Here is a 15,687-nt window from a genome sequence, read left to right as displayed (position 1 = left end):
GATAGACGTCCGGGGGTCGTCAGAGATTCCCACACATGTACCCGTGTCACGGACCCTTGTTCCCTTCCCCTATGCTCGCGGAACGAAGAGTTCCAGCCATCCGTCCCGTACGGGAATCCGACACTCCAGCCGGTGCCATCTGCCGCATATCGGGCCGCACTTGACCGGAAGTACCGGACAACTCATGATCTTCACCCGGGGGTCAGGCCGAAAACGTCCGGACACGCCTTCGAACACGCTCCGTGGCAGTAGTAGGCTCACGCCGTTTAAATGACGGAACACCGACCCCCGCCGACGGGGTTGAAGCTGGGGGAGGCTGGGGAGGCCATGCGCTTTCGCGGGAAGTCCATCCGCCGGAAGATCGTGGCGCTGCTCCTTGTGCCGCTCGTCTCCCTGACCGCGCTCTGGAGCTTCGCCACGATCATCACCGGCCGCCAGGCGGTCCAGCTCCTCGACGTCGCCTACGTCATCGAGAAGGTCGGCTACCCCGTCGAGGACGTCGTCCGCGTCATCCAGCGCGAACGCCGCCAGACCCTCGTCGTCCTCGGCGACCCCCGCGCCGCCACCGCCACGGCCGAACTCGTCAAGCGCCGCGCCGCCACGGACGCCATCGTCGAGCGGGTCGCCGCGAGCGCCCGCGACGCCCACGCCCTCGACGAGCTGCGGCCCCCCGACGCCGACCGCCTGCGCTCCGTCCTCACCGCCTTCCACGACATCAGCGCCCTGCGCCGCGCCGTCGACCAGAACACCCTGGACCCCGGCCGGGCCCTGGACCTCTACAGCCGCCTCGTCGACACCTGCTACGACTTCCTGATCAACCTCCACGCGCTGGAGGACGTCGAGATGGACAAGCAGGGCCGCGCCCTCATCAGCGTCACCCGCGCCCGTGAGACCCTCTCGCGCGAGGACGCCGTCATCGCCGCCGCCCTCGCCGCCCGCAACATCAGCGCCACCGACGTCCGGCGCGTCTCGGACCTCGCCGCCCACCGCGGCCTGCTCTACGAGATCAACCTCGCGATCCTCCCGTCCACCGACCGGGAGGCCTTCGAGCACTACTGGACCGGCCCCGACACCAAGGCGCTGCGCGACGCCGAGGAACGGTTCATCGCCGGCGGCGCCGTCAAGAACCCGCGCACCCTCACCGCGGCCCAGTGGGACGAGGCCGTGAACAAGGTCGTCGACGACCTGGAGGCCATGGGCACCGCCTCCGGCCAGCGCTACCAGAACCGCGTCGAGCCCGTCGCCGAGAACGTCATGATCCAGGCCGCGGGCGCCGGTGTCCTCGGCTTCATCGCCCTGATCGTCTCCCTGGTCCTGTCCGTACGCATCGGCCGCGACCTCATCCGCGACCTGTCCCGGCTCCGCAAGGAGGCCCACGAGGTCTCCGGCATCCGGCTGCCCGGCGTGATGCGCCGCCTCGCCGCGGGCGAACACGTGGACATCGAGACCGAGGCGCCCCGCCTGGAGTACGAGAAGGACGAGGTCGGCCAGGTCGGCCTGGCCCTCAATACCCTCCAGCGCGCCGCCGTCGAGGCCGCCGTCAAACAGGCCGAACTGCGCCGCGGGGTCTCCGAGGTCTTCGTCAACCTGGCCCGCCGCAACCAGGTGCTGCTCCACCGCCAGCTCACCCTCCTCGACACCATGGAGCGCCGCACCGAGGACACCGAGGAACTGGCCGACCTCTTCCGCCTCGACCACATGACCACCCGGATGCGCCGCCACGCCGAGGGCCTGGTGATCCTCTCCGGCGCGGCCCCCTCCCGCCAGTGGCGCAAGCCCGTCCAGCTGATGGACGTCGTACGGGCCGCCGTCGCCGAGGTCGAGGACTACGAGCGCATCGAGGTGCGCCGCCTGCCGCGCCTGGGCATCGCCGGCCCGGCCGTCGCCGACGTCACCCACCTCGTCGCCGAACTCCTGGAGAACGCCACCGTGTTCTCGCCCCCGCACACCGCGGTCCAGGTGCACGGCGAGCGCGTCGCCAACGGCTTCACCCTGGAGATCCACGACCGCGGTCTCGGCATGACCCCCGAGGCCCTGCTCGACGCCAACCTGCGGCTCGCCGAGAACCCCGAGTTCGAACTCTCCGACACCGACCGGCTCGGCCTCTTCGTGGTCAGCCGCCTCGCCCGCCGCCACGGCGTCCGGATCGTCCTCCAGCCCAGCCCCTACGGAGGCACCACCGCGGTGGTCTTCCTCCCGGTGACCCTGCTGACCGAGGCCCCCGAGACCGACGGCGCCGGTCTGCGGCTGGACGGGGCCAAGGACGCCCGGCCGGCTCCCGCCCGCGCCGTCTCCACAGCCTCCGCCGCCGGGCGCACCTCCCCGGGCCGCCCGCAGGCCGCCCACGCCTCCGCCGCCCGCACGCTCCCCACCGCCGAACTGCGCCGACCCGTCGAACTGGAGGCCCCGCTCGGCGCCCTCGGCCCCGACGACACCGCCCTGGAGGAGGCCGCCCCCGGCATCACGGGCCTCACCGGGGTCGGCGGCCGTCCCGCCATGGCCACGCTGGACGACGAGACCCCGCCGAACGGCACCCCGCGCGGCTCCCTGCTGGGGCTGCGGCACACCGAGGGCCGCGGCGAGCGGGAGCCGCAGGGCCCCACCGGCCCCGTCCGCGCGGACGCCCCGGGCACCGACGGCTCCCGCGCCGCCGGACCCGTACCGCTCCCGCGCCGCCGCACCGCCCCGACCCTGGTCGCCGAGCACGGCCGCCGCGTGGAGCCCCGCCCGGTCTCCGTGGTCCGCGGCCCCGAGCCCGCCCGGCCGTCCCCGTCCGGGAAGGCCGGGGACGGGGACCCGGGCCGGGGCGCCTCCGCCCTGCCCCGCCGGGTCCGCCAGGCCAGCCTCGCGCCCCAGCTGAAGAACTCCCCGGCCCCGGCGCCCACCGAGGACACCGCCGGACCGGTGGACGACCGCGACGCGGAGGACGTGCGCACGCGCATGTCCGCGCTCCAGCGCGGCTGGACGGCCGGGCGCAACCAGCACGCACAGCAGCAGTCCGAGACCGCGGCCGGCACCTCCGCCGCCAACGGTCCCGCGAACGAGAACGAAGGGGACGGTCGATGACCGCACCGCAGACCGGCAACGACACCAGGGGCCGCGGCTCCGGCCCGCTCAACTGGCTCCTCGACGAACTCGTCGACAAGGTCGCCAGCATCCGCAAGGCGGTGGTCCTCTCCGGCGACGGCCTGCCCACCGGCACCTCCAAGGACCTGACCCGTGAGGACAGCGAGCACCTGGCGGCCGTGGCCTCCGGCTTCCACAGCCTGGCCAAGGGCGTCGGCCGGCACTTCGAGTCGGGCACGGTCCGCCAGACCGTGGTCGAGCTGGACGAGGCGTTCCTCTTCGTCATGGCGGCCGGTGACGGAAGCTGTCTCGCGGTGCTGTCCGACGCCGACTCCGACGTCGGGCAGGTCGCGTACGAGATGACGCTGATGGTCAAGCGCGTGGGGGACCACCTGGCGACCGCTCCGCGCACCGGGCTGCCAGCCGGAGGGTGAGTCGGACGGTATGAGCGATTCCGGCCAGGACCACCCCTCCCGCCCCCCCGCCGACCTCCCGTCCGGCCCCGCCACCCCCGGCCACCCCCACTGGTTCGACGACGAAGCCGGTCCCGTCGTCCGCCCGTACGCGATGACCCGCGGCCGGACCAGCCACGCGGGCCAGCACCGGCTCGACCTGATCGCGCTCGTCGTCGCCGAATCGGCGGCCGACGATCCGGTCTGGGACCTGACCCTGTCCCCGGAACACGCCCACATCCTCGGCCTGTGCCGGGACCGGCCGCAGTCGGTCGCGGAACTCGCGGCGGAACTCGACCTCGCGGTCGGGGTCGTGCGGGTCCTGATCGGGGACCTGGTCGACGAGGAACTGGTCCATGTGACCCGGCCGGTACCTCCGGCCGAACTGCCCGACGAATCCATTCTGCGTGAGGTGATCGATGGCCTTCGGGCGCTCTAGCCGCACCGGTGCCATGCATGCCGTGTCGCCGGTCGAACCGCTGACCTTGAAGATCCTGGTCGCGGGCGGCTTCGGGGTGGGAAAGACCACCCTGGTCAGTGCGGTGAGTGAGATCAGACCGCTGCGGACCGAGGAACGTCTCTCGGAACCGGGCATCGGCATCGACGACACCGGGGGAGTGGAGGGCAAGAACACGACGACCGTGGCCATGGACTTCGGGCGCATCACGCTCCGCGACGACCTGGTGCTGTACCTGTTCGGCACCCCCGGCCAGGACCGCTTCTGGTTCCTCTGGGACGAGCTGGCCCAGGGCTCGCTGGGCGCCGTCGTCCTCGCCGACACCCGCCGCCTCGCCGACTGCTTCGCGGCCGTCGACTACTTCGAGCGGCGCGGGCTCCCGTTCGTGGTGGCCGTCAACTGCTTCGACGGCGCCGACCGCCACCCCGTGGTGACCGTACGGGAGGCACTCGACCTCGACCCCGGGGTACCGGTGCTGCTGTGCGACGCGCGGGACCGCGAGTCGGTCAAGGACGTCCTGGTGGGGGTGGTGGAACACGCGATGTCCCTGGCCCGGGCCCGGCGCCACAGCATGTCGGCGGGGGCCTGAGCCCACCGGCCCGAGCCCACCGGCCGGGACGCCCCGGCCCACCCGCGCCCTCCGGACGCGGCCCGTACCCCCGCGGACCGTGGGGGTACGGGCCGCGAGGGCACCCGGCGCTCAGCGCAGGGCGACGACCGCCGACCCGTGCCCGAACAGCCCCTGGTTGGCGGTGATCCCGGCCCGCGCCCCCGGAACCTGCCGCCCCCCGGCCGTACCGCGCAACTGCCACGTCAGCTCGCACACCTGGGCGATGGCCTGCGCCGGTACCGCCTCCCCGAAGGAGGCCAGCCCACCGCTCGGATTGACGGGGACCCGCCCACCGAGGGCCGTCACCCCCTCCCGCACCAGCTTCGCCCCCTCACCCGGCCCGCAGAGGCCGATGTCCTCGTACCACTCCAGCTCCAGCGCGGTGGAGAGGTCGTACACCTCGGCGAGCGAGAGGTCCTCCGGGCCGATCCCCGCCTCCTCGTAGGCGGCGCGCGCGATCGAGGCCCGGAACGGGGCGGGCGGCCGCGTCCCGGCGGGCGCGGAGTCGGTGGCGATGTCGGGCAGGTCCAGGGTGGTCCGGGGGTAGACGGGCGTCACCGTGGACACGGCCCGCACGCGCACCGGCCGGCCGGCCCCGCGCGAGCGGGCGAAGTCCATGCTGCTCAGCACCAGCGCCGCGCCCCCGTCGGAGGTGGCGCAGATGTCGAGCAGCCGCAGCGGATCGGCGACCACGGCCGACGCCGCGACCTCGCCCGCGGTCACCGCCCTGCGGTAGCGGGCGCGCGGGTTGAGCGCCCCGGCCGCCGCGTTCTTCACCTTGACCCGCGCGAAGTCCTCCAGGGTGTCCCCGTACACGGCCATCCGCCGCCGCGCGTACAGCGCGAAGTACGCCGGATTGGTGGCGCCCAGCACCCGGAACCGCAGCCAGTCCGGATCGTCCGGCCGCTCGCCCCCGGCGGGCGCGAAGAACCCCTTGGGCGCCGCGTCCGCGCCCACCACGAGGACCACCTCGGCCAGCCCGGCCAGGATCTGGGCCCGCGCCGCCGCGATCGCCTGGGCGCCGGAGGCGCAGGCCGCGTACACGGTGGTCACCCGCGCGCCCTGCCAGCCCAGGGCCTGGGCGAAGGCCGCCCCGGCCACATGGCCCGGGTACCCCGCGCGCACGGTGCCCGCGCCGACGACGGAGTCCACGTCCGTCCACTCCAGGCCCGCGTCCGCCAGCGCCGCCCGCGCGGCGGCCCGCCCGTACGTGACGAAGCCGCGGCCCCACTTGCCCCAGGGGTGCATGCCCGCGCCCAGGACGGCGACATCGGCGCTCACGCCCCCGCCCCCCCGCCCGGCACCGGCCGGAACCGCCAGGTGGCGCGGCCCGCCCCGGCGTCCTCGTCCGGCATCCCCTCCAGTACCCCGCCCACCACCTCGACCTCCATCCCGACCGCCAGGTCCGCGACGCCCACCCCGGGAACCGTCTGCCCCAGGACGACCATCCCCTCCGCCTCCAGCTCCACCGCGACCAGCGTGTACGGCTCCCAGGGCACGGCCGGGTCGGACACGTACGGCGCGGGCGGCCGGTACCGCCCGTCGGTGTAGGACCAGACCCGGCCGCGCGGGGAGAGCGGCACCTCGGCGAGTTCCCCGCCGCCGGGACAGCGCGGGTTGCGGCAGGACGCGTCCTCGCGCGGGAAGAACACCGCGGTACAGGCCGAACACCGGGTACCGAGCAGCCGGAAGCCCCCGCCCCCCTCCGGCGCCCCGGCCCCCGCCTCCCCCTCCGTCGCGGCGTCGGTGAACCATCCGCTCACCACGGGTGTGCGGGTACGTGCCATGACCCCTCCCCTGCCTGCCAGAGAACTGACGTATCGTCAGAAGTCTGTCACGGCAGGCCCGGCAGGTCACCGGTCCGTCCCCCGCGGACCGCTTCCACGGCCGCTTCCGGGGCCGTGGCCGTGGCCGTGTCCGGCTCCCGGTTCCGGGTCCCGTACGGCGGCGACGGAGACCGGGAAGTCGAAGTACGTGTCCGGGAACGCCTCGGGCCGGTGGGTGAAGTGCCACCACTCCTCGGGCAGACCGACGAACCCCTGCTCCCCGAGGACCTCCGCCAGCAACAGCCGGTCGGCACGCGCGGCGGCGCCGACCCGCGGATCGGCGGTGTGCGAGAGCGGATCGAAACAGTCGAACGGCGTCCCCATGTCCAGCGCCCGGCCCGAGAGCTCCTCCACCGTCACGTCCACGGTGCTCCCCCGGCTGTGCCCGGACCTCTCGGCGATGTACCCCTCCGGGACCAGCCGGCTCCGCTCCACCCCCGGACAGGACCCCGGCCCGCGCTCCCGCGCGTCCTCCCCCTCCGCCTCCCGGGCCCACCGCACGAACCGGTCCACCGCCCGCTGCGGCCGGTAGCAGTCGTACACCCGCAGCGCGTACCCGCGCCGCGACAGCCGCCGCTGCGCCCGCCGCAACGCCTCGGCCGCCGGACGCGCCAGCAGACAGACGGGCTCCTCGTACCCGTCCACCACCGCGCCCGTGAAGTTCCGCGCCCCCGCGTACCGCATGTCCTGCCGGATGCCCGGCTCCACCTCCCGCAGCACGACGAAACCGGGCGGAGCCACCCCGCCCGCCCCGCCCGCCCCGCGCACCCCGCCCGCCCCGTCCGACACCATCACCGCACCCAGCACCAGCACCAGTCCCAGCGTGGTCACCGCCGCCACCGCCGTCCGCACTCAGAGCCCCCGTACGACGACGTCCGCCACCGGCGCCCCGGCCCCGTCCGTCACCACCACCGCGTCCCCGGCCCACCGCACCGCGTACCGCTCGGCCGCGCCCGGCCCGAAGCCCGGCCCCGGGTCCCGGACCACCACCCCGCCGCCCGTCCGCCCCCGCGCCGGAGCCCACACCTCCAGCACCACCCGCCCGTCCCCGCCCCGCACCGGCAGCACCGCACCCGCCCGCGCCAGCACCGGGACCCGGCCCGGCGGCGCGTCCAGCAGCACCTGGCCCGGCCCCTCGTACGCCACCCCGGTCGCCGTGTCGTACCACCGCCCCCGGGGCAGCCGCACCGCCCGCCGGTCCGCGCCGGGCTCCAGCACCGGGGCGACCAGCAGCGCGTCCCCCAGCAGGAAGGCGTCCCCGCAGTCCCGCAGCGCCCGGTCCTCCGGAGCCCCCCACCACAGCGGCCGGACGTACGGGGCCCCCGTGCTCCGCGCCAGCTGGGCCAGCGTCATGAAGTAGGGCCGCAGCCGCTCCCGCTCCACCAGCGCGGCCCGCGCGTGCTCCTCCACCCCGGCCCCGAACTCCCACGGCTCCCGCCGCCCGGCCCGGATCGCCGAGTGCGTCCGGAACAGCGGCAGGTACGCGCCGAGCTGGAACCACCGCAGGTACAGCTCCGGGGAGGGCGAACCGTCGAAGCCCCCGATGTCGGGGCCCGAGTACGGCACCCCGCACAGCCCCAGGCCCAGCACCAGCGCCAGCGAGGCCCGCAGCCCTTCCCAGCCGGTCTCCACATCACCCGACCAGGTGCCCCCGTACCGCTGCATCCCCGCCCACCCCGACCGGGAGAACAGGAACGGCCGCTCGGCGGGCCGCAGCCGCACCAGCCCCTCCCAGCCGGCCCGCGCCATCGCCAGCGCGTACACGTTGTGCGCGGCCCGGTGGTCCCCGCCCGCCCCGTCCATCGCGTGCCGCGCCGAACGGGGCAGCGTCGGATCACCGAAGGGCACGAAGGACACCGGCTCGTTCATGTCGTGCCAGAACCCGGCGAACCCCCGCGCGAGCCGCTCCTCGTACAGCCCGCCCCACCAGCTGCGCACCGCCGGATCGGTGAAGTCCGGGTACACGCACGTGCCCGGCCGGACCTCCCCGCGGACCTCCTCGCCCCGCGCGTCCCGCACGAAGGCCCCGCCCGCCCCCACGGCCCGCCCCGACACGTGCACCGCGTCGCCCGCCTTCACCGCCGGATCGACGATCGACACGAGCCGCACGCCCCCCTCCCGCAACTCGCCCGCCAGCCCCGCCAGATCCGGGAAACGCTCCTCGTCCACCGTGAAGACCCGGTGCCCGTCGTAGTGGTCGCTGTCCAGGTGCACCGCCGACAGCGCCAGCCCCCGCTCCGCGTACCCGGCGACCACCCGGCGGACCTCCGCCGCGCTCCCGAACCCCCACCGCGCGTGCTGGTACCCCAGCGCCCACTCCGGCGGCACCGCGGCGCCGCCCGTCAGCCCCGCCCACCCCTGGAGCACCCGGGCCGGCGTCCCCACCAGCACCCAGCAGCGCGCCGGACCGCCCTCCATGCGCAGCTCGGCCGTCCCCGGCGCATCCGCCCCCGAGCCCGCCCCCTCCTCGCCCTCGCGCAGCACCACCAGGCCGTCCCAGGAGTTGTCGTGGAAGACCAGGTGCGTCCCCGCGTCCGCGACCACCAGCTGCACCGGCATGGTCAGGGACAACGGGTCGTCACCCGGCCCGAACCCGCCCTTCGGGTCCGTGTTCCACAGCCGGTACGACCCGTCCCGCAGCCGCGGCCCCGACGCCCGCCCGCCCAGCCCGAAGAACCGCGCGTCCGCCGCCACCTCGCTCCGCTGCGACCACCGCGCCCCGCCCTGCCCGCCCGGAACCACCGCACCCGGCCCCCCGGCACCCGGCCCGCCCGCTTCCGCGCCGCCCACCACCGGCTCCCACCACCGCGGCGGCAGCTCCCGCCGCAGCACCGCCCCGCCCGGGGTCCGCACCTCCACCGCCCCCTCCCGCGACACCGCCACCGTCACCCGCTCCGACACCACCCGCCAGCCGCCCCCGGTGTCCGGCTCCAGCACCGCCCGCGGGTCCGGCTCCGGCCCCCCGCCCAGCACCGCGTACGACGGCCCGGGCCCCGCCCCGTCCCACCCCCAGAACACCGCCCCGCCCACCGTCACCCGCACCAGCAGCTCCGCCCGCGCGAACCGCAGCACACCCCCGCCCGGACACGGCCGCGCACCCGCCAGCGGACCCGGCACCCGCGCCCGCTGGGCGCCCCGGCGCGGGAGCCCCACCGCGTCCGCGCGCCGTGCGCGCCAGGCCGAGCGCCACGCGCGCCGCCCGCGCGCCGTACCGAGCTCCCTCACCGCACGCACCAGCTCACGACCGTCCATGGCGCCCACCCTGTCACCGGCACCCGGCCCGGGAAGGGGCGTTCAGCAGCCGTTCACCCGGTGGTGGCACCCGCCACCGCACCACCCCCGGCCGCCCGGAAGGGACCTGGTGCGGATGTCGATCACATGGCATGGTCCCTGTGAACCGGCGCGTACACCCCCGCGCGACGGCACCGCACGCACACGCACCGTGAGCCGCAGACCCGACCGGGAGCCGACCCATGACCTCAGCCACGCAGCCGGAACCCCTCTGGGCCCCCGGCCCCGACCGGATCGCCGCGGCCCGGATCACCGCCTTCCAGAACTGGGCCGCCGAACGGTACGGAGCCCCCGCCGACGGCGGCTACCCGGCCCTGCACCACTGGTCCGTCACCGCACTCGACACCTTCTGGCAGGCCGTCGCCGAGTGGTTCGACGTCCGCTTCACCACCCCGTGGACCTCCGTCCTCGCCGACCGGTCCATGCCCGGCGCCCGCTGGTTCACCGGCGCCACCCTCAACTACGCCGAGCACGCCCTGCGCGCCGCCGAGGACCCGGCCCGCGCCCAGGACGCCGCCCTGCTGTACGTGGACGAGACCCACGAACCCGCCACCGTCACCTGGGCCGAACTCCGCCGCCAGGTCGGCGCGCTCGCCGCCCGGCTGCGCGCCCTCGGCGTACGCCCCGGCGACCGGGTCAGCGGCTACCTGCCCAACATCCCCGAAGCCGCCGTCGCCCTCCTCGCCACCGCCGCCGTCGGCGGCGTCTGGACCTCCTGCGCCCCCGACTTCGGCGCCCGCAGCGTCCTGGACCGCTTCCAGCAGGTCGAACCCGTCGTCCTCTTCACCGTCGACGGCTACCGCTACGGCGGCAAGGAGCACGACCGCCGCGACACCGTCGCGGAACTCCGCGCGGAACTCCCCTCCCTGCGCGCCGTCGTCCACATCCCCCTGCTCGGCACGGAAACCCCCGCGGGCGCCCTCGACTGGTCCGCACTCACCGAGGGCGCCGCGGAGCCCGTCTTCGAGCCGGTCCCCTTCGACCACCCGCTGTGGGTCCTCTACTCCTCCGGCACCACCGGCCTCCCCAAAGCCATCGTCCAGTCCCAGGGCGGCATCCTCCTCGAACACCTCAAACAGCTCGGCCTGCACTGCGACCTCGGCCCCGGGGACCGGTTCTTCTGGTACACCTCCACCGGCTGGATGATGTGGAACTTCCTCGTCTCCGGCCTGCTCACCGGCACCACCGTCGTCCTGTACGACGGCAGCCCCGGCCACCCCGACACCGGCGCCCAGTGGCGGATCGCCGAACGCACCCGCGCCACCCTCTACGGCACCTCCGCCGCGTACGTCATGGCCTGCCGCAAGGCCGGGGTCCACCCCTCCCGCGACTTCGACCTCTCCACCGTGCGCTGCGTGGCCACCACCGGCTCCCCGCTCCCGCCCGACGGCTTCCGCTGGCTGCACGACGAGGTCGCGAAGGACCTCTGGATCGCCTCCGTCAGCGGCGGGACCGACGTCTGCAGCTGCTTCGCCGGCGCCGTCCCCACCCTCCCCGTCCACATCGGCGAACTCCAGGCCGCCTGCCTCGGCACGGACCTCCAGGCATGGGACCCCACCGGCACACCGGTCGTCGGCGAGGTCGGCGAACTGGTCGTCACCACCCCCATGCCCTCCATGCCGGTCCGCTTCTGGAACGACCCCGACGGCAGCCGCTACCGCGAGAGCTACTTCGAGATGTTCCCCGGCGTCTGGCGCCACGGGGACTGGATCACCGTCACCGACCACGGCTCGGTGATCATCCACGGCCGCTCCGACTCCACCCTCAACCGCCAGGGCGTCCGGATGGGCTCCGCCGACATCTACGAGGCCGTCGAACGCCTCCCCGAGATCAAGGAATCCCTGGTCATCGGCCTGGAGGAAGCCGACGGAGGCTACTGGATGCCCCTCTTCGTCCACCTCGCCCCCGGCGCCACCCTCGACGACGCGCTGCGCGCCCGCATCAAGGCCGTCATCCGCGAACAGCTCTCCCCGCGCCACGTCCCCGACGAGGTCATCGAGGTCCCCGCCATCCCGCACACCCTCACCGGCAAGCGCATCGAGGTCCCCGTCAAACGCCTCCTCCAGGGCACCCCGATGGCCAAGGCGGTCAACCCCGGCTCGGTCGACGACATCGGCCTCCTGCCCTTCTACGAGGAACTGGCCCGCACCCGGCGCTGAGCCCGTTGTCAGTGGCCATGGTTACGCTGAGTGAGCATTCGATCGCGACACTCAGGGGGAGCCATGCCACAGACGGACCACACCCGCGCGGGCCGCGCCGGCCGCACCACCCGGCGCCGCATGCTGCGCCGCGAGGTCCCCAGCACCGTCGGCCTCGTCGCCGACGCCGGGGACTTCGCGGCCATGCGCGGCTACCGCAGCTTCACCTTCGACGACCACCGGGACTACCTCCGCCAGGTCGAAGGGCTCCTGAGGTCCCTCGCGGCCCAGGGCATCCACACCACCGTCGCCCTCTTCGACCCCGAGGAGTACGCCGACTACTGCGCGGAACACGGCCTCGACCCGGACACCCCCGGGGCCCGCACCCGCTTCACCGCGGAACTCGCCGGAACCGCCGCCGCCCTGCCCTACGCCGGCCAGCCCATCGACGCACTCGTCCCGCTCCTGGTCGGCGAGGCCGTCCGCCAGGCCACCTGGGAGTACGCCACCTCGCTCCTCGCCGGGGTCGGGGCCTGCGCGGACTGCGGCGAGGACATCGGCCACGCCTCCTTCGACCGCGCCGCCGCAGCCCTCGAACGACTCCTGGCCGGGGCCCGCCCCGGCCACCACCACCTGGTGTGCAGCGTCCCGGCCGAGGCACAGCAACTCGTCGCCGCCCTCCACGCCGACACGGCCGCCGCTCCCCGGACCCCACCGCGTACCGAGGGCCGCGACAGCCTCGACTTCGTGACGGTCCTCGCCGCCGGGCTCGCCCTCGGCGGCTCCGGGGGACTGGTGCTGCGCACCACCTCCGGGACCGGCCGGGACCGGGTCCACGGCTGGCGCCTGGACCGGGGCCGCCTGGTCCCGCTCTCGACGGCGGCCGTCTTCAACGCCTACTGCACGGACGCCGACACCGGGGACCCCGTACCGCCCGAACCGGGTGTCGAGTACTGCCCGGGCTACGAGGTGGACGATCCCGGCCCCCACCACTGAGCCGGCCGGGCAGCCCCGCCCCGGGAAACGACCGAGGGGCCCCCGCCACCGGCGAAGGCCCCTCGATCGACTGCACGCGCTGCCGGGCTACTCCCCGGACAGCACCGCCTGCGCGGCCACACGGGCCTCTTCGGCGCTGTCCGCCGCACGCGCCGCCGCGGCGGCGCGCTCGCACTGGGCCAGCGTGTACGTGGCGAGCGTCGCCCGCACGTACGGGATCGAAGCGGCACCCATGGACAGGGAGGTGACACCCAGACCCGTCAGCACACAGGCCAGCAGCGGGTCGGAAGCCGCCTCGCCACAGACACCGCAGCTCTTGCCCTCCGCCTTGGCGGCATCGGCCGACAGGGCGACCAGGTCGAGCAGCGCCGGCTGCCACGGGTCCTGGAGCCGCGACACCGCACCGACCTGACGGTCGGCGGCGAAGGCGTACTGCGCCAGGTCGTTGGTGCCCAGCGAGAGGAACTCGACCTCCTGGAGGATCGAGCGCGCCCGGAGCGCGGCGGAGGGGATCTCCACCATCGCGCCGAACTTCGCCTGCAGACCGGCCTCGCGGCACGCGTCCGCGAACGCCTTGGCGTCGGCCCGGTCGGCCACCATCGGGGCCATGACCTCAAGGTGGACCGGCAGCCCCTCGGCCGCCTTGGCCAGCGCGGTGAGCTGCGTACGCAGCACCTCCGGGTGGTCCAGCAGCGCGCGCAGACCACGCACGCCCAGCGCCGGGTTCGGCTCGTCCGCCGGGGTGAGGAACTCCAGCGGCTTGTCGGCCCCGGCGTCCAGCACACGCACGACGACACGGCCCTCGGGGAAGGCTTCGAGCACCTTGCGGTAGGACTCGACCTGCTTCTCCTCGGACGGAGCCTTCTTGCTGTCGTCCAGGAAGAGGAACTCGGTGCGGAACAGGCCCACACCCTCGGCCCCCGCCTCGACGGCCGCCGGCACGTCCGCCGGACCGCCGACGTTGGCCAGCAGCGGCACCTTGTGACCGTCGGAGGTCGCGCCCGGACCGGACGACGCGGCGAGCGCGGCCTTGCGCGCCGCCGCGGCGGCCTCCAGCTCGGTCCGCTTCTGCGCGGTCGGGTTCACGAACAGGTCACCCGTGCTGCCGTCCACGGCGATGAGGGTGCCCTCGGCGATCTCACCGGCACCCGGCAGCGCCACGATCGCCGGCACGCCCAACGCCCGCGCGAGGATCGCGCTGTGGCTGGTCGGGCCGCCTTCCTCGGTGACGAAACCGAGGACGAGCGCGGGGTCGAGCAGAGCGGTGTCGGCGGGGGCCAGGTCCCGCGCGATCAGCACGTACGGCTCGTCACTGTCCGGTACCCCGGGCATCGGCACGCCGAGCAGGCGCGCCACGATGCGGTTCCGGACGTCGTCCAGGTCGGCCACCCGTCCGGCCATGTACTCGCCGGCCCCCGCGAGCAGGACGCGGTAGGCGGCGAACGCGTCGTACACACCGCGCTCGGCGGTGCTGCCGACAGCGATCCGGCGGTCGACGTCAGCCATCAGCTCGGGGTCCGTGGCGATCATCGCCTGGGCCTCGAGCACGTGCTGGGCTTCGCCACCGGCCAGCTGACCGCGTGCGATCAGGTCTGCCGAGACAGCCTCCACGGCCTGACGGGCGCGCCCCTGTTCGCGCTCCGCCTCGTCCGCGGTGATCTGCTTGGCCGGCGGTTCGAGAACCGCCGTACCCATGTGCCGGACTTCGCCGATCGCCACACCGTGGCTCACGCCGACGCCTCGCAGCGTTGTCTCCATTTCACCCGTCTCCGATTGAGCGGCGGGCCCAGCCGCCGCGATGGATGTCCGACTCGCCTTTGCAGGCGGACACGTCACTGCCAGCTGAAGAGGGCGTCGTCGACCTTGACGTCACCGGACTCGACAACGTCGGAGAGGGAGTCGGGAGTCGCCTCAAGTGCCACGACGGGGCAGACGGGGGACTTGCCGGCGGCCTCGACCGCGGCGGGGTTCCACCGGATGACGGCCTGGCCGCGGGTCACGGTGTCGCCCTTGTTGACGAGCAGCTCGAAGCCCTCGCCGTTGAGCTGGACGGTGTCGATCCCGAGGTGCGTGAGCACCCCGTGGCCTTCACCGTCGACGACGACGTACGCGTGCGGGTGCAGAGAGACGATCACACCGTCGACGGGGGCCACGGCCTCCGAGGGTTCGCGCACGGGGTCAATAGCGGTGCCCGGTCCTACCATCGCGCCGGAGAACACGGGATCGGGCACTGCCGCGAGTCCGATGGCACGCCCGGCAAGTGGGGACGTCACGCTGGTCATGGGGGGCCTCCCAGGGGTGGGGCTTCTTCGTGTCGCCGTCACTACCTGTCCTGGACGGCGTACTTTGAGAAGGGTAAGTCATGACACGTCCCGGTTCCGCACGAAGTAGACCTCTTTGGGAAGGTCGCGACGCGCGCCCGCGACGACGTAGTGGACTAGACCATACGCCTGAAACGATTTGCCTGGGCACCGGTCGGCCTGTACTGTCGTGACTCCCGCCAGGACGCACCGCGTGAACATCTCGCGAACAGCTCGTGACGGGCACCTCCTCCTCTTCATTACTGATCTTGATTCCTGCGTGCTTCCGTCTGCCTTTCGGCAGAACGGCGAGTGGTCAGGGAGACGGAAAAGGACTGGTAGAGTCGGACTCGCCGGAAAGGGAAAGCGCGGAAGTGCTGGATCTGGAAAGCGCCGGGGAAGTCGGACACGAAAGAGTCTGATAGAGTCGGAAACGCAGGAACAGCAGGAAACAGCAAGAACTGAACGAAAAGCCCGGAGGAAAGCCCGAGAGGGTGAGTACAAAGGAAGCGTCCGTTCCTTGAGAACTCAACAGCGTGCCAAAAATCAAC

General features: G+C 74.1%; 12 protein-coding genes. 6 read left to right on the top strand and 6 right to left on the bottom strand.

Translation table 11 applies throughout. The features are described 5' to 3' along the window. The first annotated feature begins 327 nt into the window (after positions 1-327). Genes ACIA5F_RS16545 through ACIA5F_RS16530 form a run of 4 tightly spaced genes read left to right on the top strand, consistent with a single transcriptional unit; the run spans position 328 to position 4,564 of the window. Entirely contained in the window at positions 328-3,066 is a 2,739-nt protein-coding gene (locus ACIA5F_RS16545) for a nitrate- and nitrite sensing domain-containing protein (protein WP_399353427.1), read from the top strand. Further along, entirely contained in the window at positions 3,063-3,500 is a 438-nt protein-coding gene (locus ACIA5F_RS16540) for a roadblock/LC7 domain-containing protein (protein WP_399353425.1), read from the top strand. Before ACIA5F_RS16545 ends, ACIA5F_RS16540 begins: the two co-directional genes overlap by 4 nt. A gap of 10 nt (positions 3,501-3,510) precedes the next feature. Beyond that, on the top strand, positions 3,511-3,957 hold the full coding sequence (locus ACIA5F_RS16535) for a DUF742 domain-containing protein (protein WP_399353423.1): 447 nt from the start codon (positions 3,511-3,513) through the stop codon (positions 3,955-3,957). After that, positions 3,938-4,564, top strand: a complete 627-nt coding sequence (locus tag ACIA5F_RS16530; protein ID WP_399353421.1) for a GTP-binding protein — start codon at positions 3,938-3,940, stop codon at positions 4,562-4,564. The genes ACIA5F_RS16535 and ACIA5F_RS16530 overlap by 20 nt, the downstream gene beginning before the upstream one ends. A 111-nt stretch (positions 4,565-4,675) precedes the next feature. On the opposite strand, the gene ACIA5F_RS16525 is transcribed toward ACIA5F_RS16530, so the two are convergent. The 4 genes from ACIA5F_RS16525 to ACIA5F_RS16510 form a co-directional block, all read right to left on the bottom strand. Next, positions 4,676-5,866: a lipid-transfer protein gene (locus ACIA5F_RS16525; RefSeq protein ID WP_399353419.1), complete on the bottom strand. Its 1,191-nt coding sequence runs from the start codon at positions 5,864-5,866 to the stop codon at positions 4,676-4,678. Beyond that, positions 5,863-6,372: a Zn-ribbon domain-containing OB-fold protein gene (locus ACIA5F_RS16520; protein ID WP_399353417.1), complete on the bottom strand. Its 510-nt coding sequence runs from the start codon at positions 6,370-6,372 to the stop codon at positions 5,863-5,865. The genes ACIA5F_RS16525 and ACIA5F_RS16520 overlap by 4 nt, the downstream gene beginning before the upstream one ends. Before the next feature lie 66 nt (positions 6,373-6,438). Beyond that, a complete protein-coding gene (locus ACIA5F_RS16515; RefSeq protein WP_399353704.1) occupies positions 6,439-7,203 on the bottom strand; it encodes a M15 family metallopeptidase in 765 nt (254 codons plus the stop codon). 60 nt (positions 7,204-7,263) lie between these two features. Then, the gene (locus tag ACIA5F_RS16510) at positions 7,264-9,663 is read right to left on the bottom strand and encodes a glycoside hydrolase family 31 protein (protein WP_399353415.1); all 2,400 of its coding nucleotides are present in this window, start codon (positions 9,661-9,663) and stop codon (positions 7,264-7,266) included. Between the two features lie 221 nt (positions 9,664-9,884). Between ACIA5F_RS16510 and ACIA5F_RS16505 the strand changes: the two genes are divergently transcribed. Further along, a complete protein-coding gene (locus tag ACIA5F_RS16505) occupies positions 9,885-11,861 on the top strand; it encodes an acetoacetate--CoA ligase (RefSeq protein WP_399353413.1) in 1,977 nt (658 codons plus the stop codon). Positions 11,862-11,924: 63 nt separating this feature from the next. Continuing rightward, positions 11,925-12,836 carry a hypothetical protein gene (locus tag ACIA5F_RS16500; RefSeq protein ID WP_399353410.1) on the top strand — a complete coding sequence of 304 codons (912 nt, stop codon included), beginning with the start codon at positions 11,925-11,927 and terminating at the stop codon, positions 12,834-12,836. Between the two features lie 87 nt (positions 12,837-12,923). Here ACIA5F_RS16500 and ptsP read toward each other — a convergent pair whose 3' ends face one another. Together ptsP and ACIA5F_RS16490 are read right to left on the bottom strand one after the other, a co-directional pair. Next, entirely contained in the window at positions 12,924-14,594 is a 1,671-nt protein-coding gene (gene ptsP / locus ACIA5F_RS16495; protein ID WP_399353408.1) for a phosphoenolpyruvate--protein phosphotransferase, read from the bottom strand. A gap of 74 nt (positions 14,595-14,668) precedes the next feature. Next, positions 14,669-15,118 carry a PTS glucose transporter subunit IIA gene (locus ACIA5F_RS16490; RefSeq protein WP_399353406.1) on the bottom strand — a complete coding sequence of 150 codons (450 nt, stop codon included), beginning with the start codon at positions 15,116-15,118 and terminating at the stop codon, positions 14,669-14,671. Between the last annotated feature and the right edge of the window lie 569 nt (positions 15,119-15,687).

Origin of the sequence: Streptomyces sp. NPDC051567 (assembly GCF_044454165.1) — a bacterium.
GTDB lineage: Bacteria > Actinomycetota > Actinomycetes > Streptomycetales > Streptomycetaceae > Streptomyces.
Note: the sequence above shows the minus strand (reverse complement) of the source record. Positions and strands in the feature narration are given on the sequence as shown.